Origin of the sequence: Methylobacterium sp. E-041 (assembly GCF_022829665.1) — a bacterium.
GTDB lineage: Bacteria > Pseudomonadota > Alphaproteobacteria > Rhizobiales > Beijerinckiaceae > Methylobacterium.
Genome location: NZ_JAKSYQ010000134.1, coordinates 1 through 23060 on the forward strand (window position 1 = coordinate 1; position 23060 = coordinate 23060).

At 70.7% G+C, this 23060-nt stretch carries 19 protein-coding genes and 1 pseudogene; 15 read left to right on the plus strand and 5 right to left on the minus strand.

Features of this window, described 5'->3' with window-relative positions; genetic code table 11:
- Window positions 1-143: pseudogene (locus MKK70_RS12400) on the plus strand (hypothetical protein); the annotation flags it as partial.
- Between the two features lie 48 nt (window positions 144-191).
- Here the strand turns inward: MKK70_RS12400 and MKK70_RS12405 are convergent.
- The 3 genes from MKK70_RS12405 to MKK70_RS12415 form a co-directional block, all read right to left on the minus strand.
- Window positions 192-1844 carry an ABC transporter substrate-binding protein gene (locus tag MKK70_RS12405; protein ID WP_243935940.1) on the minus strand — a complete coding sequence of 551 codons (1653 nt, stop codon included), beginning with the start codon at window positions 1842-1844 and terminating at the stop codon, window positions 192-194.
- A gap of 211 nt (window positions 1845-2055) precedes the next feature.
- Window positions 2056-3687 (minus strand): alpha-D-glucose phosphate-specific phosphoglucomutase, encoded by a 1632-nt coding sequence (locus MKK70_RS12410; RefSeq protein WP_243948038.1) that lies wholly within the window; start codon window positions 3685-3687, stop codon window positions 2056-2058.
- A gap of 60 nt (window positions 3688-3747) precedes the next feature.
- Entirely contained in the window at window positions 3748-4368 is a 621-nt protein-coding gene (locus tag MKK70_RS12415; protein WP_243935944.1) for a WHG domain-containing protein, read from the minus strand.
- Between the two features lie 205 nt (window positions 4369-4573).
- On the opposite strand from MKK70_RS12415, the gene MKK70_RS12420 reads away from it, so the two are divergent.
- Window positions 4574-7993 carry an acyl-[ACP]--phospholipid O-acyltransferase gene (locus MKK70_RS12420; RefSeq protein WP_243948047.1) on the plus strand — a complete coding sequence of 1140 codons (3420 nt, stop codon included), beginning with the start codon at window positions 4574-4576 and terminating at the stop codon, window positions 7991-7993.
- A gap of 152 nt (window positions 7994-8145) precedes the next feature.
- Window positions 8146-10311: a methylmalonyl-CoA mutase gene (scpA, locus tag MKK70_RS12425; RefSeq protein ID WP_243948049.1), complete on the plus strand. Its 2166-nt coding sequence runs from the start codon at window positions 8146-8148 to the stop codon at window positions 10309-10311.
- An 18-nt stretch (window positions 10312-10329) separates the two neighbouring features.
- Here the strand turns inward: scpA and MKK70_RS12430 are convergent, their stop codons facing one another.
- Window positions 10330-10533: a hypothetical protein gene (locus tag MKK70_RS12430; protein WP_147727153.1), complete on the minus strand. Its 204-nt coding sequence runs from the start codon at window positions 10531-10533 to the stop codon at window positions 10330-10332.
- Window positions 10534-10641: 108 nt separating this feature from the next.
- Here MKK70_RS12430 and MKK70_RS12435 point away from each other — a divergent pair, with 108 nt between their 5' ends.
- The 5 genes from MKK70_RS12435 (at window position 10642) to MKK70_RS12455 (ending at window position 13466) form a co-directional block, all read left to right on the plus strand.
- Window positions 10642-10803, plus strand: a complete 162-nt coding sequence (locus tag MKK70_RS12435) for a hypothetical protein (protein ID WP_187274878.1) — start codon at window positions 10642-10644, stop codon at window positions 10801-10803.
- Window positions 10804-11116: 313 nt separating this feature from the next.
- Window positions 11117-11731: a hypothetical protein gene (locus tag MKK70_RS12440; protein ID WP_243948051.1), complete on the plus strand. Its 615-nt coding sequence runs from the start codon at window positions 11117-11119 to the stop codon at window positions 11729-11731.
- Entirely contained in the window at window positions 11718-12092 is a 375-nt protein-coding gene (locus tag MKK70_RS12445; protein WP_147727150.1) for a transcriptional regulator, read from the plus strand. Before MKK70_RS12440 ends, MKK70_RS12445 begins: the two co-directional genes overlap by 14 nt.
- 48 nt (window positions 12093-12140) lie before the next feature.
- Complete coding sequence (locus MKK70_RS12450) at window positions 12141-12866, plus strand: di-trans,poly-cis-decaprenylcistransferase (RefSeq protein ID WP_147859727.1); 726 nt, start codon at window positions 12141-12143, stop codon at window positions 12864-12866.
- Window positions 12867-12935: 69 nt separating this feature from the next.
- On the plus strand, window positions 12936-13466 hold the full coding sequence (locus MKK70_RS12455; protein ID WP_243948054.1) for an ankyrin repeat domain-containing protein: 531 nt from the start codon (window positions 12936-12938) through the stop codon (window positions 13464-13466).
- Window positions 13467-13470: 4 nt separating this feature from the next.
- On the opposite strand, the gene MKK70_RS12460 is transcribed toward MKK70_RS12455, so the two are convergent.
- Complete coding sequence (locus MKK70_RS12460; RefSeq protein ID WP_243948055.1) at window positions 13471-14637, minus strand: transglycosylase SLT domain-containing protein; 1167 nt, start codon at window positions 14635-14637, stop codon at window positions 13471-13473.
- Between the two features lie 314 nt (window positions 14638-14951).
- Between MKK70_RS12460 and MKK70_RS12465 the strand changes: the two genes are divergently transcribed.
- The 7 genes from MKK70_RS12465 to MKK70_RS12495 all read left to right on the plus strand — a co-directional run bounded on the left by MKK70_RS12465 (window position 14952) and on the right by MKK70_RS12495 (window position 23060).
- Window positions 14952-16145: an inositol-3-phosphate synthase gene (locus MKK70_RS12465; RefSeq protein WP_147728787.1), complete on the plus strand. Its 1194-nt coding sequence runs from the start codon at window positions 14952-14954 to the stop codon at window positions 16143-16145.
- Complete coding sequence (locus tag MKK70_RS12470) at window positions 16145-17077, plus strand: HD domain-containing protein (RefSeq protein WP_243948058.1); 933 nt, start codon at window positions 16145-16147, stop codon at window positions 17075-17077. Before MKK70_RS12465 ends, MKK70_RS12470 begins: the two co-directional genes overlap by 1 nt.
- Before the next feature lie 95 nt (window positions 17078-17172).
- Complete coding sequence (locus MKK70_RS12475) at window positions 17173-18357, plus strand: class I SAM-dependent methyltransferase (RefSeq protein ID WP_243948059.1); 1185 nt, start codon at window positions 17173-17175, stop codon at window positions 18355-18357.
- Complete coding sequence (locus MKK70_RS12480; RefSeq protein WP_243948061.1) at window positions 18357-19379, plus strand: Gfo/Idh/MocA family protein; 1023 nt, start codon at window positions 18357-18359, stop codon at window positions 19377-19379. The genes MKK70_RS12475 and MKK70_RS12480 overlap by 1 nt, the downstream gene beginning before the upstream one ends.
- On the plus strand, window positions 19376-20965 hold the full coding sequence (locus tag MKK70_RS12485) for a YcaO-like family protein (protein ID WP_147727063.1): 1590 nt from the start codon (window positions 19376-19378) through the stop codon (window positions 20963-20965). The genes MKK70_RS12480 and MKK70_RS12485 overlap by 4 nt, the downstream gene beginning before the upstream one ends.
- Complete coding sequence (locus MKK70_RS12490; protein WP_243948063.1) at window positions 20962-21828, plus strand: sugar phosphate isomerase/epimerase family protein; 867 nt, start codon at window positions 20962-20964, stop codon at window positions 21826-21828. Before MKK70_RS12485 ends, MKK70_RS12490 begins: the two co-directional genes overlap by 4 nt.
- A complete protein-coding gene (locus MKK70_RS12495; protein ID WP_243948064.1) occupies window positions 21825-23060 on the plus strand; it encodes a glycosyltransferase family 4 protein in 1236 nt (411 codons plus the stop codon). The genes MKK70_RS12490 and MKK70_RS12495 overlap by 4 nt, the downstream gene beginning before the upstream one ends.

Consider the following 23060-nt stretch of genomic DNA (forward strand, 5'->3'; position numbering starts at 1 on the left):
CTCGTCGCAGACCAAGGACAAGCTCGTCTCCTCCGAGGTGCGCCCGGCGGTGGAGAACGTGCTGAACGAGGGCCTGTCGAACTGGCTGGAGGAGAACCCGTCCCAGGCCCGGTCGGTGATGGGCAAGGTGATCCTGGCGGCTACCGGATCGCGCAGCAGATGCGGTAGCGAAGGAAACCCGCGCCGCCCCATCACGCCAGCGTCGTCAGGTCCTGGAACCAGTGCTGGGCCTGGGTGTAGCCCTTCACCTTCGGCGAGAGCGCGTGCGGGTTGGTGTCGTGCACGACCCAGACCTGCACCGCCTCGTCGACCACGATCTCGTGGATGCGGGCCAGCAGCTTGTCCTGCTCCGCCGGGTCGAGGCTGGCCTTGACCTTGTCGCAGAGCGCATCGACCTCGGCGTTCTTCCAGTGGCTCCAGTTCACGCCGTTCGGGGCGATCTGGCGCGAATCGTAGAAGCGCAGGATCGCGTAGAACGGATCGGAGGTGACGTAGGCGATGTTGCCGGCCGAGACGCCCTTTTGGCTCGGGTCGGCCGCGCCCTGGCGCCAGCCGGTATAGGCGACCTCCAGCTCGACGGTCTTGAACTCGACCTGGATGCCGATCTCGGCCCAGCTCTGCTGGATGAACTCGTTGATCGGCAGGGACAGCATCTGCCCGGTGCCGCCGGTGGGGATCAGGATCGTCGCCTTGACCGGGTTCTTCACCGAGAAGCCGGCCTCCTCCACGAGCGTCTTGGCCGCCGCGACGTCGGTCTTGATCTGGAAGGTCGGCTTGCCGAACCACGGGCTCGACGCCTGCACCTGCCCGACGGCCGGGGCGGCCAGGCCGCCCATCAGCTGCACCACGCCGTCGCGGTCGATCGCGAGGTTGGCGGCCTTGCGCAGGCGGATGTCGCGCCAGGGCGAGCCCTCGACCATCGAGAGGTGGTAGTTCCAGACATGCGGCGTGTCGTTGCCGACGATCCGCATGCCGGCGGCCTTCAGACGCGGCACGGCGTCGGGCGCGGGCAATTCGATCAGGTCGACGTTGCCCGACAGGAGCGCGTTCACGCGGGCGAGGTCTTCGGGCACGCAGGCCAGCGTCAGCTTGGCGAGCTTCGGGGCGCGCTTGGGGTTCCAGTAGGCCTCGTTCGCCACGAGCTCGAGGCGGACGCGGGGCTGGAGCTGGCCGATCTTGTAAGGCCCGGTCCCGGAGGGCTGGAACGCGAACTTCGACCAGTCGCGCCCGGCCGCCTCGAACCCGGCCGGCGACGAGATCAGGAACCACAGCATCTGGTAGGGGAACAGGCTGTCGGCGGTCTTCGTCGTCACCTGCACGGTCATCGCATCGAGCTTCCGATACGACGCCACGCCGGGCAGGCGCGGCCTCACCTGGGCGGCCTGGCGCTGGTCGAAGTGCGGCGCCTCCTTGTTGAGCACCTTGTCGAAGTTCCAGATCACCGCGTCCGCATCGAAGGCCGAGCCGTCGTGGAACTTCACCCCGTCGCGCAGGTGGAACGTCCAGTTCTTGCGGTCGGCCGGGTCGCTCTCCCAGGACGTCGCGAGGCCGGGCACCATCCTGCCGGGGCGGTCCGCAACGTCGAGCTCCCAGGCGATCAGCGGATCGTAGAGGGTCAGCCCGGTGAACTGGTAACCGCCCGCGCCCTTGTCCGGCTGCCCGGTGGTGAGCGGCAGGTCCGACATCGAGATGCCGTAGGTCAGGGTGCCCGCGGGTTTGCCGCCGGGCGCCGAGCCCCCCTGAGCGAGGGCGCCGGGCGCGGCGAGCGGCCAGCCCACCCCGAGCGCGCCGAGGGCGGCGCTGCCGAGCATGAGGTTGCGGCGCGTGAGCGAAGTCTTGTCCATCGGGCACTTTTCGATCGCGGAACGGGAACGATCCGCGCGACGAAAGAAAACGGCGACGCCCTCCGTCGATCGGACGGCATCACCGATCCACGGGCAAGGAGGACCTCCTTGCGTTCCGCCGCGCGGGCTCGTGCCGACATGGGAGGCACACAATATGCCAAGCGCCGCCCGACACCTCCGCAACCGGTAGTCTACCGGGATCGGTTCCGGCTCACGTCACCACGCTCGGCTCGGCCCGTCCGGTCAGCGCCTCGATCTCCGCCAGCTCGCGGGCGACGGCGACCAGCGGAGCCAGCACCGCGGCGACCGGCCGCTCGAGCCGGTCCGGCGCCGCCTCGTAGCGCTCGATGTAGACGCGCAGCGTCGCGCCCGCCGTGCCGGTGCCGGACAGGCGGTAGACGATGCGGGCATCCTCCGCGAAGGTGACGCGAATGCCCTGGCGCTCGCTCACCGAGCCGTCGACCGGGTCGACGTAGCGGAAATCGTCCGCCGCCGAGACCGTGACGTCGCCGATCCGCCGGCCGGGCAGCTCCGCGAGCTTGTCCCGCAACCCGTCCATCAGCCGGTTGGCGGCGTCCGAGGCGATCTCCTCGTAATCGTGCCGGGTGTAGTAGTCGCGCCCGTACTCCGCCCAGTGCTCGCGCACGATCGCGTCGGCGCGCTTGCCCGTCGCGGCCAGGATGTTGAGCCAGAGCAGCACCGCCCACAGCCCGTCCTTCTCGCGGACGTGGTTCGAGCCGGTGCCGGCGCTCTCCTCGCCGCAGAGCGTGATCAAGCCGGCATCGAGCAGCGTGCCGAAGAACTTCCACCCGGTCGGCGTCTCGTAGGCACCGATCCCGAGGCGGGCCGCGACGCGGTCGGCCGCGCGGCTCGTCGGCATCGAGCGGGCGATGCCGGCGAGCCCGGATGCGTAGCCGGGCGCGACGCTGGCGTGCGCCGCCAGGATCGCGAGGCTGTCGCTCGGGGTCACGAACAGGCCCGGCGCGACGATCATGTTGCGGTCGCCGTCGCCGTCCGAGGCCGCGCCGAAATCCGGCGCGTCGGGGCCGAGCATCAGCTGGTAGAGGTCGTGGGCGTGGACCGGGTTCGGATCGGGGTGGTGGCCGCCGAAATCCTCCTTCGGCTCGCCGTTCACCACCGTGCCGGGCTCGGCGCCGAGCATGCCTTCGAGGATCGCGTGGGCGTAGGGGCCGGTCACCGCGCTCATCGCATCGAAGCGCATGCGGAAGCCGGAGGAGCACAGGCGGCGGATCGCGTCGAAATCGATCAGCTCGGCCATTAGCGCGGCGTAGTCGGCGACCGGATCGATCACCTCCACGATCATGTCGCCGATCCGCGTCGCCCCGACCTGGTCGAGGTCGAGGTCGGGCACGTCGGCGATGCGATATTCCGTCAGCGTCTTCGTCGCGGAATAGATCGCCTCGGTGACGCTCTCGGGCGCCGGGCCGCCGTTGGCGGTGTTGAACTTAATGCCGAAATCGCCGTCCGGCCCGCCGGGATTATGGCTCGCCGAGAGGATGATGCCGCCGATCGCGCCGGCTTTGCGGATCACGCAGGACGCGGCCGGCGTCGAGAGCAGGCCGCCCCGGCCGACGAGGACGCGGCCGAAGCCGTTGGCGGCGGCGATCTTCAGCGTGGTCTGGACCACCGCGCGGTTGAAGAAGCGCCCGTCGCCGCCGAGCACCAGGGTCGCGCCCTCGCGGCCGGCGACGGACTGGACGATCGCCTGGACGAAGGTCTCGACGTAGTGCGGCCGGCGGAAGTGGGCGACCTTCTTGCGCAAGCCGGACGTGCCCGGCTTCTGATCGGAGAACGGCGTCGTCGGCACGCGTTTCAGGACCATGGTTCGCTCGATCTCTCAGGGACTTTCCGCTTAACAACCCGGTTTCGCGGGAGCGGTCAATCAGCCCGCCGGATCCGCCGCCAGGAAGCGGGCGACGAGCATCCGCGCGAGGTCCGCGGGGGCGGCGTCGGTCAGCGCCCCGAGCTTGCCCGAGGTCGAGAGCGAGGCGAGCCCGTGCAGCGACGCCCACAGGGCGGCCACCGCCTGGGCGCGCTCGGCGGCGTCGGGCAGCAGCGGCTGCAGCGTTCCGTCGACGAGGCCGGTCGCGGAGGCCAACGCCTCCCAGTACCAGTCCGGCACCGCGGCGCCGCGCGCGGGCGCCTGGTCGGAGACGAGGCTCCAGATCGCCGGATCCGCGGCGACGAAGGCGAGGTAGGCGGAGGCCAGGGCCGCCGCGTTCGCCCGCGGCGACCCCGCCGGGTCGAGGGCCGCCGCGAGCGCGTCCCGCAGCCGGGCGAAGGTGCGGGCGTTCACCCGCAGCAGCACCGCGTCGAGATCGCCGACCGCATTGTAGATCGAGTTCGGCGCGTAGCCGATCGCGGCGGCGAGCGGCCGCATCCCGAGGGCGCGCACGCCCTGGTTCCGGACGATGCCCTCGGCGGCCTCGCAGACCAGCGCGAGGAAGCCGGCCCGGTCGACGTCGCCGCGCGGGCCGGCGGCGCGCTTCTTAACGGTCTTCACGCTATGCATCCGCGGTGTCCCGTGCGGTCGCGCACGGGATGCAGCGATAGATTGCACGGCGTGCAAGAACAAGCTTGCGCGCCGCCCGCGATCGCTTAGTTTGCACGTTGTTCAAATCCCGTCGTCCAGCGTGGATCGCACCGGGCCCGGGATTTGACGCGACCGCACGGGTTGAGCCAGTCATGGCCCAGCCGGGGAGACCGCCATGTTCCGTTCGCTGATGACCGCCCGGCGTTTCGCGCCGCTGTTCTGGTGCCAGTTCTTCTCGGCCTTCAACGACAACTTCCTGAAGAACGCCCTCGCCTTCCTGATCCTGTTCAAGGTCTCGCAAGGCGGCGATTCCGATTCCGGCATCCTGGTGACGCTGGCGAGCGCCGTGTTCATCGGGCCTTTCTTCATCCTGTCGGGCCTCGGGGGCGAGCTCGCCGACCGCTACGACAAGGCGGTGATCGCCAAGCGGCTGAAGTTCGCCGAGATCTTCGCCGCCGGCACCGCGGTGCTCGGGTTCTTCCTCGCCTCGGTGCCGATCCTGTTCGTCGCGCTCGGGCTGTTCGGGACGATCGCGGCCCTGTTCGGGCCGATCAAGTACGGCATCCTGCCCGACCACCTGCGCCGCGAGGAGCTGCCGGCCGGCAACGCGCTGGTCGAGGCCGCGACCTTCCTCGCGATCCTGCTCGGCACGATCGCCGCCGGCTTCGCCAGCGCCATGGGCGGCTCGCACCTCGTCTTCGGCGGCCTGATCATGGCCTTCGCCGTGCTGTGCTGGCTCGCGGCACGGGCGATCCCGCGCACCGGCGAGGGCGCGCCCGACCTGCAGGTCGACCGCAACGTCGCGCGCTCCACCGTGGCCCTGCTGCGCGACCTTTGGAGCGACCGCCGCCTGTGGCGCGGCTCGATCATCGTCAGCTGGTTCTGGCTCGTCGGTGTGGTGGTGCTGTCCTTGCTGCCGCTGCTGGTGCGCCACGACTTCAACGGCTCGGAGACGGTGGTCACGTTGCTGCTCGCGGTGTTCTCGGTCGGCATCGCGCTGGGCTCGGGCCTGGCCTCGTGGCTGTGCAGCGGGCGGATCGTGCTGCTGCCCACCCCCGTCGGCGCGCTGCTAATGGCCCTGTTCGGCCTCGACCTCGCCTGGACGGTCGCCCACCACGCGCCCGAGCCCGGCGCGATGATCGGCGCCGCCAACTTCCTGCGCACGGGCTCCGGCCTGCGGGTGGCGATCGACTTCCTCGGGCTGGCCATGGCCGGCGGCCTCTACATCGTGCCGTCGTTTGCCGCGGTGCAGGCCTGGACCGACAAGGACAAGCGCGCCCGCATCATCGGCGCCGTCAACGTGATGACCGCGGCCTTCATGGTCGGCGGCACCTTGGCGCTCGCCGCGCTCCAGGGCGCCGGCTTCTCGAGCGCGACGCTGCTGGCGCTCGTGGCGGTGCTCAACCTCGTCGTCGCGGTCGTGGTCCTCGTCACCCTGGAGACGAGCCCGTTCCGCGACTTCCTGTCGATCCTGTTCCGGGCGTTCTACCGGCTCGAGGTGCGCGGGCTCGACAACGTCGAGAAGGCCGGCGCGAACTGCATCGTCGCCCTGAACCACGTCTCGTTCCTCGACGCGCCGCTCGCCCTGTCGCTGCTCGACCAGGAGCCGGTCTTCGCCGTCGATCACGGCATCGCGCAGCGCTGGTGGGTGAAGCCGTTCCTGCGGGTCACCAAGGCGATGCCGCTCGATCCGACCCGGCCGCTCGCCACCCGCTCGCTGATCAACGCGGTGAAGGGCGGCGAGACCCTGATCATCTTCCCCGAAGGCCGCCTCACCGTCACCGGCAGCCTGATGAAGGTCTACGACGGCGCCGGCCTGATCGCCGACAAGTCCGGCGCGATGGTCCTGCCGGTGCGGATCGAGGGGCTCGAGAAGACCGTGTTCTCGCGGCTGTCCCGCGATCAGGTGAAGCGGCGCTGGTGGCCGAAGGTGGTCGTCACGGTGATGCCGCCGGTCAAGCTCGGGGTCGACCCGGAGCTGAAGGGCAAGGCGCGCCGGCAGGCGGCGGGCGCGGCGCTCTACGGCATCATGTCCGAGCTGGTGTTCGACACCACCGACATCGACCGGAGCGTGATGACGGCGCTGATCGCGGCCGCCGAGCGCTTCGGCTGGCGCCGCACGGCGCTGGAGGATCCGGTCTCGGGCAAGCTCACTTATTCGCGCCTCGTGATGGGCGCCAACATCCTCGGCCGCAAGCTGATGCCGTTGGCGGGGGAGGGGCGGGCGATCGGGCTGATGCTGCCCAACGCCAACGGCGCCGCGGTGACGTTTTTCGCGCTGGCCTCCGCCGGCCGGGTGCCGGCGATGATCAACTTCTCGGCCGGCGCGGCCAACATCCTCTCCGCGTGCACGGCGGCGCAGGTGACGAAGATCCTCACCTCGCGCGCCTTCATCGAGAAGGGCCGCCTCGGGCCCCTCGTCGAGGCGATCAAGGATAAGGTCAAGCTGATCTACCTGGAGGACGTGCGCGCCACGATCACGACGGGCGACAAGATCCGCGGGCTGCTGGCGGCGCGCAGGCCCCTCGTGGCGCGGACCGGAGAGGATGCGGCCGCGATCCTGTTCACCTCCGGCTCGGAGGGGACGCCGAAGGGCGTGATGGTCGCCAACCGCGGCATGCTCTCGAACGTCGCCCAGGTCGCGGCCCGGATCGATTTTGGGCCATCCGACAAGGTGTTCAACGTGCTGCCGATCTTCCACGCCTTCGGGCTGACCTCGGCGCTGGTGCTGCCGCTGGTCTCGGGCGTGCCGGTCTACCTCTACCCGTCGCCACTGCACTACCGGATCGTGCCGGAGCTGGTCTACGGCTCGAACGCCACGGTCCTGTTCGGCACCGACACCTTCCTGACCGGCTACGCCAAGGTGGCGCACGCCTACGACCTGCGCAGCTTGCGCTACGTCGTGGCCGGCGCCGAGCCGGTGAAGGATTCAACCCGCCGGACCTACGCGGAGAAGTTCGGCCTGCGCATCCTCGAGGGCTACGGCGTCACCGAGTGCGGACCGGTGGTCGCGGTCAACACGCCGATGTTCAACCGCTTCGGCACCGTCGGGCGCCTGGTGCCGGGCATGGAGCACCGCCTCGACCCGGTCCCCGGCATCGAGGAGGGCGGCCGCCTCGTGGTGCGCGGCCCCAACATCATGCTCGGCTACCTGCGCGCCGAGAACCCCGGCGTGCTGGAGGCTCCCGTGGATGGGTGGCACGACACCGGCGACATCGTCGCCATCGACGCGCAGGGCTTCGTCGCGATCAAGGGCCGCGCCAAGCGCTTCGCCAAGATCGCCGGCGAGATGATCTCGCTCGCCGGCATCGAGGCGACCGCCGCTGACCTGTGGCCGGACAGCCCGAGCGCGGTGGCCGCGGTGCCGGACGCGCGCAAGGGCGAGCGGCTGGTGCTGTTCACCCAGCGCAAGGACGCGACGCGCGCCGCCTACCAGACCTTCGCCAAGGGCCGGGGCGCGCCCGACCTCGCGATCCCGGCCGAGGTGGTAGTGGTCGACGCGATCCCGATGCTCGGCACCGGCAAGGTCGATCAGGTAGCGGTGACCAAGCTCGCGAAGGAGCGCGCGGGCGGGCAGGAGGCGACGGCGGCGTGATCGCTTAGGGCACGTCTTCCCTCCCCCTTTGCGGGGGAGGGGTGCGACCGGAATATCCTGTCGCCGTGTCGCCTTGTCGAAGAGGGCTGTCGCGTCTGATCGGGTCTCGCCTATAATGGCGAAAAGTCCGGCCCCCTTCGAAGAGCCCGCCCATGACCTCCCGCATCCCGAACTTCGCCGAGATCGCCTGGGGCGCGGACGCCGTCGCCGTGCCGCCGCCGCCGTCGGGGGAGCCGTGGATGACGCCCGAGGGCATTCCGGTGAAGACCCATTACGGGCCGGACGACCGGGCCGGGCTGGAATTCGTCGACACCTATCCGGGCGTCGCGCCGTACCTGCGCGGGCCGTACCCGACGATGTACGTCACCCAGCCCTGGACGATCCGCCAGTATGCCGGCTTCTCCACGGCCGAGGATTCGAACGCGTTCTACCGGCGCAATCTGGCCGCCGGACAGAAGGGCCTCTCGGTCGCCTTCGACCTCGCGACCCACCGCGGCTACGATTCCGACCACCCGCGCGTCTCGGGCGACGTCGGCATGGCCGGCGTGGCGATCGATTCGATCTACGACATGCGGACGCTGTTCTCCGGCATCCCGCTCGACGAGATGACCGTGTCGATGACGATGAACGGCGCGGTGCTGCCGATCCTCGCGCTCTACATCGTCGCCGCCGAGGAGCAGGGCGTGCCGCCGGAGAAGCTCGCCGGCACGATCCAGAACGACATCCTCAAGGAGTTCATGGTCCGCAACACCTACATCTACCCGCCCAAGGGCTCGATGCGGATCATCTCGGACATCTTCGCCTACACCTCGCAGAAGATGCCGAAGTTCAACTCGATCTCGATCTCCGGCTACCACATGCAGGAAGCGGGCGCGACGAACGACCTCGAGCTCGCCTACACGCTGGCCGACGGCGTGGAGTACATCAAGGCGGGGCTGGCGGCCGGGCTGACGATCGACAAGTTCGCCCCGCGGCTGTCGTTCTTCTGGGCGATCTCGACGAACTACTTCATGGAGATCGCCAAGATGCGGGCCGCGCGCCTGATCTGGGCCAAGCTCGTGAAGGAGTTCGAGCCGAAGAGCGAGAAATCGCTGCCGCTGCGCACCCACTCGCAGACCTCGGGCTGGTCGCTGACCGCGCAGGACGTCTTCAACAACGTCACCCGCACCTGCATCGAGGCGATGGCGGCGACGCAAGGGGGCACCCAGTCGCTCCATACCAACGCGCTGGACGAGGCGCTGGCGCTGCCGACCGACTTCTCGGCGCGCATCGCCCGCAACACCCAGCTGTTCCTGCAGCAGGAGAGCGGAACCACCCGCATCGTCGACCCGTGGGGCGGCTCGTACTACGTCGAGAAGCTCACCGCCGACATCGTCGCCCGCGCCTGGGAGCACCTGCGCGAGGTCGAGGAGCTCGGCGGCATGGCCAAGGCGATCGAGGCCGGCATCCCCAAGCTCCGGATCGAGGAGGCGGCGGCGCGGGCCCAGGCCCGGATCGATTCCGGCCGCCAGACCATCGTCGGCATCAACAAGTTCAAGCCCGACGACGAGATGAAGATCGAGCTGATGCGGGTCGACAACGGCAACGTGCGCACGCTGCAGATCGACAAGCTCAAGCGCCTGCGCTCCGAGCGCGACCAGGCCGACGTCGATGCGCGGCTGGCCGCGCTGACCGCGGCGGCGGAGAGGGAGGGCAACCTGCTCGAGCTCGCCGTCGAGGCGGCGCGCGCCAAGGCGACGGTGGGCGAGATCTCGGATGCGCTGGAAAAGGCCTGGGGCCGGCACCGGGCCGAGATCCGGTCGATCTCGGGCGTGTACAAGCGGGAGGTGGGTGGCATGTCGCCAGCGGTCGAGCAGGTGCGGGGGCTGGTCGAGGCTTTCGAGGAGAACGACGGGCGCCGCCCGCGCATCCTCGTCGCCAAGATGGGGCAGGACGGGCACGACCGCGGCCAGAAGGTCATCGCCTCGGCCTTCGCCGACCTCGGCTTCGACGTCGACATCGGGCCGCTCTTCGCGACGCCGGCGGAGGCCGCGCGGCAGGCGGTGGAGAACGACGTCCACATCGTCGGCGTGTCGTCGCTGGCGGCCGGCCACCTGACGCTAGTGCCCGAGCTGAAGGCCGCGCTGACCGAGCAGGGCCGCGGCGACGTGATGATCGTGATCGGCGGCGTGATCCCGCCCGGCGACTACGATGCGCTCTACGCCGCCGGCGCCTCGGCGATCTTCCCGCCGGGCACGGTGATCGCGGAGGCCGCGGTCAAGCTGATCGAGGAGCTGAACGGCCGGCTCGGCTACTCCGCCCGGCAGGCCGCCGAGTAGCGCGCCCCCAAAAGAGCGCTATTCCGAAGGCGTCTGCGTCTGCGAGGCCGGCGCCGACGGCGTGATCGAGCCGGTGGCCTCGGGGCCGCCGGCGCGAAACATGGCCTGGGCCGACTGCTCCGCCCGCTCGCGATCGAGCTTCTGCGCAGCCAGCAGTGCGCAGACCACGAGCAGGCCCACCCCGAATACCGCCTTGGCCGTCGTCCAGATGCGATCGAGCATGCCAAATGGTGGCATGCCGTCGGTTAGCGGGATGACAACGCCGGCGCTTTTTCCGCGGCCCGGCGCGCCGATCGCCCGGGCGATCCGGGCGCCGGGCGAAAGCGACTGTTGCGCTACTTGGTCTTCTTGCCGGCGGTCTTGATCGCGGCGCTGACCATGTCCTTCGTCGAGGGTGCCGCAGCAATCGTCTTCGAAACCACCTTCTTCGGTTTCTTCGTCTCGCGATTTCCGCGCTTGTTCTCGGATGCCATCATGCTCTCCCGCTGGTGATCGCGGCGATGATGGCACGGTTTTACGAAATCGCGCCCTACAAAACACTTGCCTCGCGCAATTGCGAGACGCGCGAAGACATCCGGGCAGATGCCCGGGCCCTCGCGACGGGCCCGGTCGCCGCCGGGCGGGCCGCATTCGCGGCGCGCAGCCCGTCACGGCGGTCGACGACTACGAGGTCGCGCCGCCCCCTGATCCACGAATGCCAGCGATTTCGCCACAAATGAAACCAAGGGTTGCAATAATTCGCTTGCCGCGTATGCGGCCTCGGGTTACTTTGCAATGCAAAGCACGATTCGACGCCGGAGAGCCCATGCACGACCTCGACAAGGCGCTGGCCGACATCGTCGCCATCCGCTCGCAGATCGCGCGGGACACCGCGTTCCGCGGCCTCGGCTCGGCGGCCCTGGCCGCCACCGGGGTGCTCGCCCTGGCGACCGCGTGCGGTCAGGCGCTCTGGCTCGGCGATCCGGACGCGCGGCCGCTTCTGTTCTTCGGCCTGTGGATCGCGACGGCCTGCGGAGCGGGCGGCCTCATCGGCATCGAGACGGTTCGGCGCTCGCGCCAGCTGCATTCGGGCCTGGCGGACGCGATGGTGTGGAATGCGATCGAGGGGTTCCTGCCCGCCGCCGGGGCGGGCGCCTGCCTCGCCCTGGTGATCGCACGCTTCGCCCCCGATCAGGTCTGGATGCTGCCGGGCCTGTGGCAGGTGCTGGTCGGCCTCGGCCTGTTCGCCTCGGCGCGGATCCTGCCGCGGGCGGTGCAGGGCGCGGGCGCGTTCTACCTTCTCGCCGGCCTGACCGCGCTGGCGGTCGCGGGCGAGACCCGGGCGCTCTCGCCCTGGCTGATGGGCCTGCCCTTCGCCATCGGGCAGGGCTGGCTCGCCGTCGTGATGTCCGGCACAGGAGGCGGCGATGGCGATCTCTGATCGGGCCGACGGCCGCTTCTCCTACGACGGTCTCGATCGGGTGATCCACGAGAAGGCGCGGCTCAGCGTGCTGACCTCGCTGGTCGGCCATCCGAAGGGCCTGGCGTTCCCCGACCTGAAGCGCCTGTGCGGGCTCACCGACGGCAACCTCAGCCGCCACCTCGCGGTGCTGCAGGAGGCCGATCTCGTCAGCCTGGAGAAAGGCCACGCCCATAACCGTCCGCAGACCCTGTGCCGGCTGACGCCGGCGGGGCGGGCCCGTTTCCTCGAGTACCTCGGCGTCCTGGAACAGGTGGTGCGCGACGCCGCCAAGGCCGCCCGCCTGCCGGAATCCGGCCACCTCAACACCACCCCGGCCTGACGGCCGACCGCCCGCCATCCGCGCCGCCCCCGACCGGAGCCTTCCAAGATGCAAAGCCCCACCGACACCAGGCCGGGCCTTCACGCCGCGATCATCATGGACGGCAACGGGCGCTGGGCGACCCGGCGCGGGCTGCCGCGCGCCGCCGGCCACCGCACCGGGGTCGAGGCGATCCGGCGCACCGCCGAGGCCTGCCCCGAGCACGGGATCGGCACGCTGACCCTCTACGCCTTCTCCAGCGACAACTGGCAGCGCCCGGCCGACGAGGTCGGCGGCCTGATGCGGCTGCTGCGCGTCTACCTGCGCAACGAGACGGCGCGGCTCGCCCGCACCGGCACCCGCCTCAGCGTCGTCGGCCGCCGCGACCGGCTGCCGGCCGGGCTGCCCGAGGCGATCGAGCGGGCCGAGGCCGCGACCGCCGCCGGGCGCAAGCTGCACCTGCGCATCGCCGTCGACTATTCCGCCCGCGACGCGATCCTCGCCGCCGCCGCGCGGCTCGCCGGCCAGCCCGCCTCGCGCGAGGCGTTCGGAGCGGAGATCGCCGGCGCGATGCACGGCTCGCCGGTAGACGTCGACCTGCTGATCCGCACCGGCGGCGAGCAGCGCCTCTCCGACTTCATGCTGTGGGAGGCGGCCTATGCCGAGCTCCACTTCACCGAGCGGATGTGGCCCGATTTCGGCGAGGCCGACCTCGCGGCCGCGATGGCCGAATTCACCCGCCGCGACCGCCGCTTCGGCGGCTTGAGCGCACCGAAGGTCTCGGCTGCGGCCTGACCGGACTGGACAGGACGGGGGGTCGGCGCCAGATCGGCGGTGTCGCTCCCCTGGCTCGAAGATCGCTGCATGTCCGCTGACGCGTCCCCGCCCGCCCTCGACGACGAGACCGTCGCCTTCGCCGGTCGTCTGTTCCAGTATGCGCGGATGGGGCATGCCGCCAAGCTGGCGGAGTTGTTCGGGCAGGGGCTTCCGGCCAACATCCGCAACGACAAGGGCGACAGCCTGCTGATGCTGGCGGCCTACAACGGCCAGGCCGAGACCGCCCGCGTCATCCTGGAGGCCGGCGGCGACCCGGAACTTCCCAACGACCGCGGCCAGACCCCGCTCGCCGGCGCCGCCTTCAAGGGCGACGTCGCGATCGCGACGCTGCTCCTCGCTCACGGTGCGGCGGTGGACGGCACCGGCGACGGCAGCCGCACCGCGCTGATGACCGCGGCGATGTTCGACCGCACCGAGATCGTCGACCTGCTGCTCGCCCACGGCGCCGACCCGGACCGCCGCGACGCCGCCGGCCAGTCGGCCGCCGACATGGCGCAGGCGATGGGCGCGCAGAACACGCCGGTTCAGCTCGCGAACGCGAAGCGATCCGGCGCCTGAGCGATCACTCGCCGTCGGGAGGCAGCGCTTCGGTGACCTGGACGCGCTGGGCCGGCGGCTCCGCCGCGGGCTCGGCCGTCTCGACCGCGGCCGCGACGGCGGCGACGCCCTCGTAGCGCGACAGGCGCCGGTCGATCATGCCGTCGATCCGGTCGTAGACCTCGGCCACCGTGAGGTGGCGCCGCGCCTTGCCGGCGGCCTTGTCGGCCTTCTGCGTGAACAGCGCCCGGTTGGCCCGCGCCGCGCTGCGGAACTCGCGCTCGGCGACCTCGTCCGGGCGGTCGGCGCTCATCGTCAGGAATCGCCCGGCGCTCGACGTGCCGAGGAAATGCGCGAAGTACAGCTCCGACGTGGTCAGCGCCCGGCCGACGCGCGCTTCGATGCGCCCGCGGTCGCGCTTGATCAGCTCCGCCGCCATCAGCGCGGCGACGTAGGGGTCCTTGCGCAGCGACAGCACCCGGTCGCGCATCGGCGCGGCGACGGTGATCGCGGCGCCGCGGCCCTTCACGGCGGCCGCCTCGGCGTCGAGGCCGTAGCGGGCGCCGAAGTCGCGGATCATCTCGAGCCAGGTGGCGGTGACGAACTGGAACAGGCCCTCGGCCGACGAGGTCTGCGCCTTCACGTCGGTCGCGAAGCTGGATTCCTTGTCGGCCAGCGCCATCAGGTAGACCGGGTCGACGCCCGCTGCGGCGGCGGCCTTCAGGATCGTGTCGACGATCCGGCGCGGCACGCCGACCTTGCCGAAACGGATGGTGTCGTCGGTCTCCGGCGATGGCTGGGGCAGGGCGGCGAGGTCGCCGGCGATCAGCGCGCTGGTGGCCGGTTCCTGCTCGATGACGGGAACGCCGCTCCACTCGGAGGGGTTGTGGGGAGGTCCGGCGCTGGCCAGGTCGATCGCGGCGCGGGGACGCTCGTCGATCCGGTCGTGGGCCGAGGCCGCCGGCGCGAAGGCGGCCTGCGGCACGACGAACCCGGCGAGCAGGGCGGCCAGCCCCAGCGCGGCGCTCCTGCGGCGCAGGGCGGACGGGCGGCGAAATTTGGCCTCGTTCCGCTGCGTCCCGCACACGGCCCGCGGCAGCCAAACCACGGTGTTCACTTCACAATTCGACTCGATAGGCACGAGTCGGCTCACGTCGTCGGCGCAGAGCGCCGGCTCCGGGAAAACCCCCATTGCTGGTCCTTTTCGTGCCGCGGCGTTCATCGGCCGGGCTTCGATCAAGCGGCGGCTCTATCGCCGGATGCCGTGACCACAATGGGACGGCTCGGTGATCCAAGCGTGGCACGCTTAAGGAGCGGTTAACGCTCTCTTTTCACGCATTCTTAACCAGCCGTTCGGGTCCCATTCAGCCCTAGGTTGGCACAAAGATGTCGCATTCGGGCTTGGAACGTTGCACCCGAGCGCCAGTTAGCATGGGCCACGCAGGGCGGTCCGCATCGGCCCGTTCGAAGTCCCTGCGTCCGAAGCGTTTAAGGAATTTTCTCCCCATGAGCATGCAGACCGGTCGTCGCGTCGGCGTTGCGTTCGTCGGCATGGGTGGCGCCGTCGCCACCACAGCCATCGCCGGCATCGAGATGATCAAGTCCGGATCGAACCGCCTCGACGGTCTGCCTCTCGCGGGCGTCGCAGTCGCCGGAATGGCCGACTACAAGGATCTCGTCTTCGCCGGATGGGATCTGAACGGTGACGATCTCGCCTCCGCCGCGCAGGGGCACGGCGTGCTCACCAAGCAGGACATCGAGAACGGTGCCCAGGTGCTGAAGGGCATCCAGCCCTGGCCGGCCGTGGGCAGCGCGAAGTTCTGCAAGAACATCGACGGTGCAAACCGCATCGTCGCCGCCGACCATCGCGAGGCGGTGTCGATCATTGCCGCCGACCTCCGCCGCTTCAAGCAGGAGAGCAACCTCGACGAGGTCGTGGTGGTGAACCTCGCCTCCACCGAGCGCTGGCCCGACCTCACCGCCGCCGTGCTCAACTCGACCGAAGCCTTCGAGAAGGGCCTCGATACCAGCGACGAGCACATCTCGCCGGCGATGCTCTACGCCTATGCGGCGATCAAGAGCGGCGTGCCCTACGCCAACTTCACCCCGAGCATCGCCGCCGACGTGCCGGCGCTGCTGTCGCTCGCCACCGAGATGAACGTTCCGGTGGCCGGCAAGGACGGCAAGACCGGCCAAACCATGATGAAGACGGTTCTCGCACCGGCCTTCAAGGCGCGCGCCCTTCACGTCGACGGCTGGTTCTCGACCAACATCCTTGGCAACCGCGACGGCCTTGCCCTCAACGACCCGGCCTCGCTGCAGTCGAAGATCAACACCAAGGGCACGGTGCTCGACTCGATCCTCGGCTACCCGGTCGAGGATCACTTGGTCCACATCCACTATTACCGCCCGCGCGGCGACGACAAGGAAGCCTGGGACAACATCGACATCACCGGCTTCATGGGCCAGCGCATGCAGGTGAAGGTCAACTTCCTGTGCAAGGACTCGATCCTTGCAGCCCCGCTCGTCATCGAGATCGCCCGCGTCCTCGACCTCGCCAAGAAGCGCGGCGACGGCGGCGTGCAGGAGCAGCTTTCGACCTTCTTCAAGGCGCCGATGGTGAAGAACGGCCACGGTCCCGAGCACGATTTCGGCAAGCAGGGCAAGATGCTGCTCGATTGGCTGGACGGCGACCGCTGATGTCGGACGGCGTTCCGGCGACCGGCGCGTCCGGGCCTGCGGCGCCCGCCGAGCTGCGCGACCTGCTCGTCGAGATGAACGATCTCAAGCGCGTCCGGTCCGCCGGACGCGTCGGCTCCATCGCCGAGCGTCTGTTTGCGCAGGGTTGGAGTGCCCTGACGGGCGGAGCACCCGCCGAGGATGTGGCGCTCGACGTCACCGCGACGGCTCTGGCCGCGACCCGGCTGTGCGATCTCGATGCCGCATTCCTGGCCGCTGCGGGCCTGCCGGACGCGGCCGTGTCGGGCGTCCTCGTCGAGGGGTTCGACAGCGTCACGACGGCACTCGATCCTCACTTGCGCGATGCGCTTCGCGACCGGCTTCGCCATCGTGCCGAGCATCCGCAGGGCACGGTGCCGGGTTTCGTCGCGGCCCTGGCGCAGCAGCCGCGGGCGGGCGTCACTTGTCCCGGGCGTCCCCGCATCCTGCTCGAGCCCCCCGAGAACCATGCCGAGCACTGCCTCGTGGTCGCGGTCTACGGTGTCGTGCTGAGCCCGTTCTACCGGGCCGATCCGGCGACCGTGTTCCTCGCCGCGATGGCGCATCACTTCCACAACGCCGCGATGCCCGATGCTGGTTTCACCGGCGAGATGCTGCTCGGCGACCATCTCGGCCCGATCATGGCGCGGACGACCCAATGGGCGCTCGACGAGCTCGACGGCCCGCTGCGGGAATCGGTCGAGCGCGCTCGTGCGGTGCTGCCGGACAACGCGACGGCGGAAGGCCGGGCGTTCCATGCGGCCGACTGCATCGACCGCGTGCTGCAGATCGCGCAGCACCTGCGCGCGGCCTCGCTCACCATGGGCACGGTGCTCGACGAGATGGAGCTGGTCCATGCCGGGCCGGTCAAAGGCTTCCACGATCGCGTGCTCGCGGATATGCGCATTCCGTAGAACCGACGTCGCGGCGCTCGTTCCGCGACGGACATACGACGCCATTCCCGCCATGCCGTCCTTGCCGTGACCGCGCCCGCGGCATCAGAGTTCCGATGATTCCCTTCGACCTGCGGTCGCCCGCGACCGGCCATGCGCTGAAGCCCGACACCGCGCATTCCCTGCGCGATGCCGAAGCCGGCGAGCGCTGGCCGGTGGTCGACGGCATCCCCTATCTCCGGGTCGGCCGCGCCGACCTCGTCGCCCGCGTTCTCGCGCATCTCGACGCCGGCGAGGGCGACGCGGCGCTCGCGCTCCTGCTCGCCGATCAGGACGATTGGTGGACCGGCCCGCCGGCCGAGCCGGCCGACCTCTCCGCGCTGATCGCCGGCCGCGCCACGGCGACCCTGCGCGATGCCGTCCGCCTGCTCGGCTGGGGCCGCGTCGGCGATTACTTCCTGCACCGGTGGAGCGACCCGACCTATCTCGCCGGCCTCGCCCTGCTCGAAGCGCACTGGAACGATCCGGTCTGCATCTTCGAGTTCGCCTGCGGCATCGGCCACTACCTGCGCACCCTGAAGCAGCGCGGCTGCAAGGTCGCGGGCGCCGACGTGGTCTTCGCCAAGCTCTGGGTCGCCCGGCACTGGGTGGTCGGCGCCGGTGCGCAGCTCGTCTGCTTCGATGCCGGCTCGGCGCATTGGCCGATCCCGGGCGCGCCGGTGGACCTCGTCGTCTGCAACGATGCCTTCTACTTCCTCGACGAGAAGGCGACGCTGCTCGACAACCTCCGCCAGAACGCCGGCGACGACGGCTGGCTGGCGCTCAGCCACATCCACAACAGCGACCGCCCCGGCTTCTCGGCCGGCCGCGCCGTCTCGGCCGACGAGATCGCCGAGCTGTTTCCCGATGCCCTCGTCTACGACGACGCCGAGCTGACCCGAGCCCTGGTCGCGGCGCGGGCGCCGAGCCCGCGCGCGCCGTCGGAGCTGCGGGCCTGCGAGGCGTTCTCGGTGGTCGCCGGGCCGGGGATGCGGCCGGCGCCGCGTTCCGTCGTGGACGGGCTGACGCTGCCGAAGGCCGGCGCCGACCTCGTCCTCAACCCGCTCTATCGCCGCGACGAGACGGGCGGGTATGCCATCGCGTGGCCCTCGGAGCGCTACGAGGCCGAGTACGCGCCGCACGTCACCTACCCGCTGCGATCGGACGGTCCCGAAAGGCTGGTCTTTTCCGGCGGCCTCGAGGCGGCGGAGATCGGACGCGTGCGCAGCCGGGAATTCGTCGATCTCCCGGAGCGCTGGTGATGGATGCCGTCCGCTGGGGCATCGTCGGCTACGGCTGGGTCGCCCGCGACTACATGGCGCCGGGCATCCGCGCCGCCGGGCACCGCCTCGTCGCGGTGTGCGACCCGGGGGCGGCCTCCCGCGCCGCCGCCGAGGCCGAGGGCGCCCGCGCCTACGACAGCCTGGACCGGCTGGTCGCCGACCCGGAGATCGAGGCGGTGTACGTCGCGACGCCCAATCACCTCCACCGGCAGGCGGTCGCGGCGCTGGCGGTGTCGGGCAAGGCGATCCTGTGCGAAAAGCCGATGGCGGCGAGCCTCGGCGACGCCGAGGCGATGGCCGCGGCGGTCGCACGGTCGGGGGCGTTCTACGGCACGGCGTTCGATCAGCGTCATCATCCCGGCCATCGCGCCCTGCGCGACCGGATCGCCGATGGCCGGCTCGGCACGGTGACGGCGATCCGCATCGTCTACGCCTGCTGGCTCGGGCGCGACTGGGCGGCCTGCCCCGGCCAGGACAACTGGCGCATCGATCCGGCGCAGGCCGGCGGCGGCGCCTTGATGGATCTGGCGCCGCACGGGCTCGACCTCGTCGACTACCTCCTCGGCGAATCGCTGATGGACATCGCGGCCCTCACGCAGGCGCGGGCCCAGGATTACGCGGTCGACGACGGCGCGCTGCTGATCGGGCGGACCGAGAGCGGGGTGCTGGCGAGTCTCAACGTCGCCTACAACTGCCCCGACGCGCTGCCGCGCCGCCGCCTCGAGATCGTCGGCACCAAGGGTCTGCTCACCGCGATCGACACGATGGGCCAGACCGCCGGCGGCACCGTGACCTTCACCGACAGTGCGACCGGCGCCTCCGAGCCCGTCGCCTTCGACGCCGAGGCGTCGCCCTTCACCGAGCAGGTCCGGGCCTTCGGCTCGGCGCTGCGGCGTCCGGCGGAGCGGGAGGCCTACTCGGCGGCACGCGACCTCCACACCATGCGGCTGATCGCGCGGGCCTACGGCGCGCTCGCCCCAGCAGACGGACCGAACACGTGACCGAGAACGACCAGGACGACCGCGCCCGCGATCCGCGCATCAAGGCGCCGCGGCCCTACAGCTTCGGCGGCCCGCGCCGGATCGAGGGGCTGCCGCAGAACCTGCCGGAGCCGGTGCGCGCCTATCTCGACATCCTTCCGCCGGGCCGGATCGTCGGGTTCCCCCTGGCGCCGCTCGACCGCACCGGCATCCCGGTCTGGTTCGTCTCGCTGTTCCTCGACGATCCATTCTTCGTCGGCGCGATGCCGTCCGGCATCGGCTACGGCGCCACCGACGACGAGGCGCTGATCGGCGCGGTCGCCGAGATCGCCGAGAACCTGATGCCGTCACTCGCGGTGATGCCGCGCAAGAAGGAGCGCGCGAGCTACCACGACCTCGTCAAGGTCTACGGCGCCGGCTCGGTCGCCGACCCGCTGACCCTCTGCCTGCCGGCCGGCTCCCCGGTGGGGCGCGACACGGTGCTGGAATGGACCGCGGCGACGCGCGCCAGGACCGGTGCGATCGTGCTGATGCCGCTCGACATCGCGGCCACCGATTATTTCGAGCTGTCGGAGGGCTACAAGCCCTTCACCAACCTGATCACCAACGGCCTCGGTGCCGGGCCGGACGTGCCGTTCGCGCTCGGCCACGGCGTCCTCGAGCTGCTGCAGCGCGACGGCAACGGCCTCCTGTTCCGTGCGCTCGACCAGGGCGTGATGCTCGACGTCTCGGAGGGCCTCGGACCCGAGACGCGGGCGATGCTCGACCGCCTCGACGCGCTCGGCATCCGGGCGCTGCCGAAATTCGCCACCGACCAGTTCGGGCTGACCAACCTCTACGTCGTCGGCTACGACAAGGATCCGGCCGACGCCCCGGTGCCGATCGCGCTCTCGGCCTGCGGCGAGGCCTGCGACCCGGATCGCGAGCGTGCGCTCCGCAAGGCGCTGCTCGAGTTCCAGGCCGCCCGCGTGCGCAAGGCCTTCGGCCACGGGCCGCTCGCCTTCGCCGAGCGGGTGACGCCGCCGGGCTACGTCGGCGCGTTCATCGAGAAGGCGCTGCCGAGCCTCGACCTCGAGGAGAGCCGGGCGCTGAAGGCCATGCTCGAATGGATCGTGCTGCCCCCCGAGGGCCTGCGCGACGTCCTGAAGGACACGGTCTATTCCGAGCGGGCGACCAAGGCGTTCACCGACCTGCCGACGACCCCGGCCGCCGACGGTCACGCGCGCGGCAAGATCGCCTGCGACCGGCTCGACGAGGCCGGGTTCGACATCCTCTACGTCGACTGCTCGCCGGTGGGCGGCGCGGTCGGCGTTGTCAAGGCGATCGTGCCGGGGCTCGAGGTCGAGACCATGAGCTACTACCGCATCGGCGAGCGCAACGCCCGCAAGCTGATCGAGCGCGACCACCCGCTGATCACGTTCGGCACCCCGAGCGAGACCCTGCTGCCGGTTCGCCTGACGCCGGAGGCGATCGAGCGCTTCGGCGGCCAGCCACTGTTCGACACCGCGCTGGCGGAGTCGATCGTCGGCAGCCACTATCCGCTCTACCGCGAGCCGGAATCGCACCATGCCCCGTTCCGGCTGGAGCAGACGGGGAGGGCCGCGTGACGCTTCGCTTCGCCTACAACACGAACGGTGCGGCCAACCATCGGCTCGACGACGCGATCGACCTGATCAAGGGCGCCGGCTACGACGGCGTCGCCCTGACGCTCGACATCCACCACCTCGACCCCTTCGCGGAGGGCTGGGCGACGGAGGCCGGCCGGGTTGCGAGCCGCCTGGAGAAGCTGGAGCTCGGCTCGGTGATCGAGACCGGCGCCCGCTTCCTCCTCGACCCGCGCGCCAAGCACGAGCCGACGCTCGTCACCGCAGACGCCTCGGCCCGCGCGCGCCGCGTCGGCTTCCTCAAGCGTGCGATCGACATCGGCGCGATGCTGCATTCCGAGGCGGTCTCGTTATGGGCCGGGGTGCCGCGACCGGGCGTCGACCCGGCCGAGGCGCGGGGCTGGCTCGTCGAAGGATTGACCGAGGTCGTGGCCTACGCCGCCGAAAAGGGGGTGGTGCCGTGCCTCGAGCCCGAGCCGGGCATGCTGATCGAGACGCTGGACGACTTCGCCGCGCTCGAGGTGGGAGGCCTGCGCCTTGCCCTCGACACCGGCCATTGCCTCGTCACCGGCGAGCGCGACCCGGCGGCGGCGGTCCACGAATTCGCCGGACGCATCGGCACGGTGGCGATCGAGGACATGAAGCGCGGGGAGCACATCCACCTGCCCTTCGGCGAGGGCGACATGGACGTGCCCGGCATCCTCGAGGCGCTGGAGGCCATCCGCTACGACAAGCTGATCTGCGTGGAGCTGTCGCGCGAGAGCCATCGCGCCGACGCGATGATCCCGGCCTCGCTCGAATACCTCCGCAGCTGCCGGCGCGACGGGCCGCCCCTTCCGGACGACCAGGAGACCCGGCGGCAATGAGGATCTGCTTCGTCAGCCGGCGCTACTTTCCGGCGATTTCCGGCATGAGCGTCTACGCGCAGAACCTGCTGCGCGAGCTGGTCCAGGCCGGCCACGACGTGACGATGGTCTCGCAGTATCGCGGCGACGCGTTCGGCACCCGCGTCTACGGCGGCGGCCCGCCGCCCGCGGTGCCGGGCGTGCGGGTGATCGGCCTCGAGCAGGTCGGCGAGCAGACGAGCGGCGACTTCGAGCGCGACATCGACACGATGGTCGCGACCATCCGCGACGAGCACGCGCGCAAGCCCTTCGACGTCCTGCACGCGCAGTACGGCTACCCGACCGGGTGGGCGGTGCTGCTGGCGTCCAAGGCGCTCGGCGTGCCGAACGTGGTCTCGATCCAGGGCGGCGACGGGCACTGGGTCGGGTCGTGCTGCGAGACCCATCGGGTCGCGATGTGCGCGGTGCTGGCCCATGCCAACGCCCTGCTGATCGGCGGCGCCTCCTTCGTCGACGAGGTCTGCGACCGGCTCGGCTCGGACCCGGCCCGCTTCACTATCGTGCCCGGCGCCGTCGACACCGCGCGGTTCGCCCGCGGCGGCGACGGCCTGCCGGCGCCCCATGACGGACCGGTCCGCCTGTTCTATCACGGCCGCGTCGACCGCCGGAAAGGCGTGCTCGACTTCATCCAGGCCCTGGCGATCCTGCGCGAACGCGGCACGCCGTTCGCCGCCACGATCTCGGGCATCGGCCCCGACGTGGAGTCCTCGCACGCGCTGGCCGCGGAACTCGGGTTCTCGGACGCCGAGATCCGTTTCACCGGCTACGCCGATTACGACACCGTTCCGAGCCTCTATCGACAGGCCGACGTCTTCGTGTCGCCGACCTACGCGGAAGGCTTCTCCAACACGATCCTGGAGGCGATGGCCGCGGGGCTCGCGGTCGTGTCCTGCCACGCGGTCGGCGTCTCGGACTGCCTGCGCGACGGGGAGAACGGCCTCCTGACGATGCCCGGCGACGTGCCGGCGCTGGCCGAGGCGCTGACGCGGATCGTCACCGACGCGACCTTGCGCCGCCGCCTCGCCGGGGCCGCCCTAGAAGAGTGCCGCCGGGTGTACTCCTGGACGGCGGTCGGCCGTCAGATCATGGCGGTCTACGGCGAGGTCGTGCACGCGGCCCCGGCGACGGACTTCGCGGACACGCTCCCGCACGATCCGGCCTGCCGCTTCCGCGCCGAGCCGCACCTGCTCTAG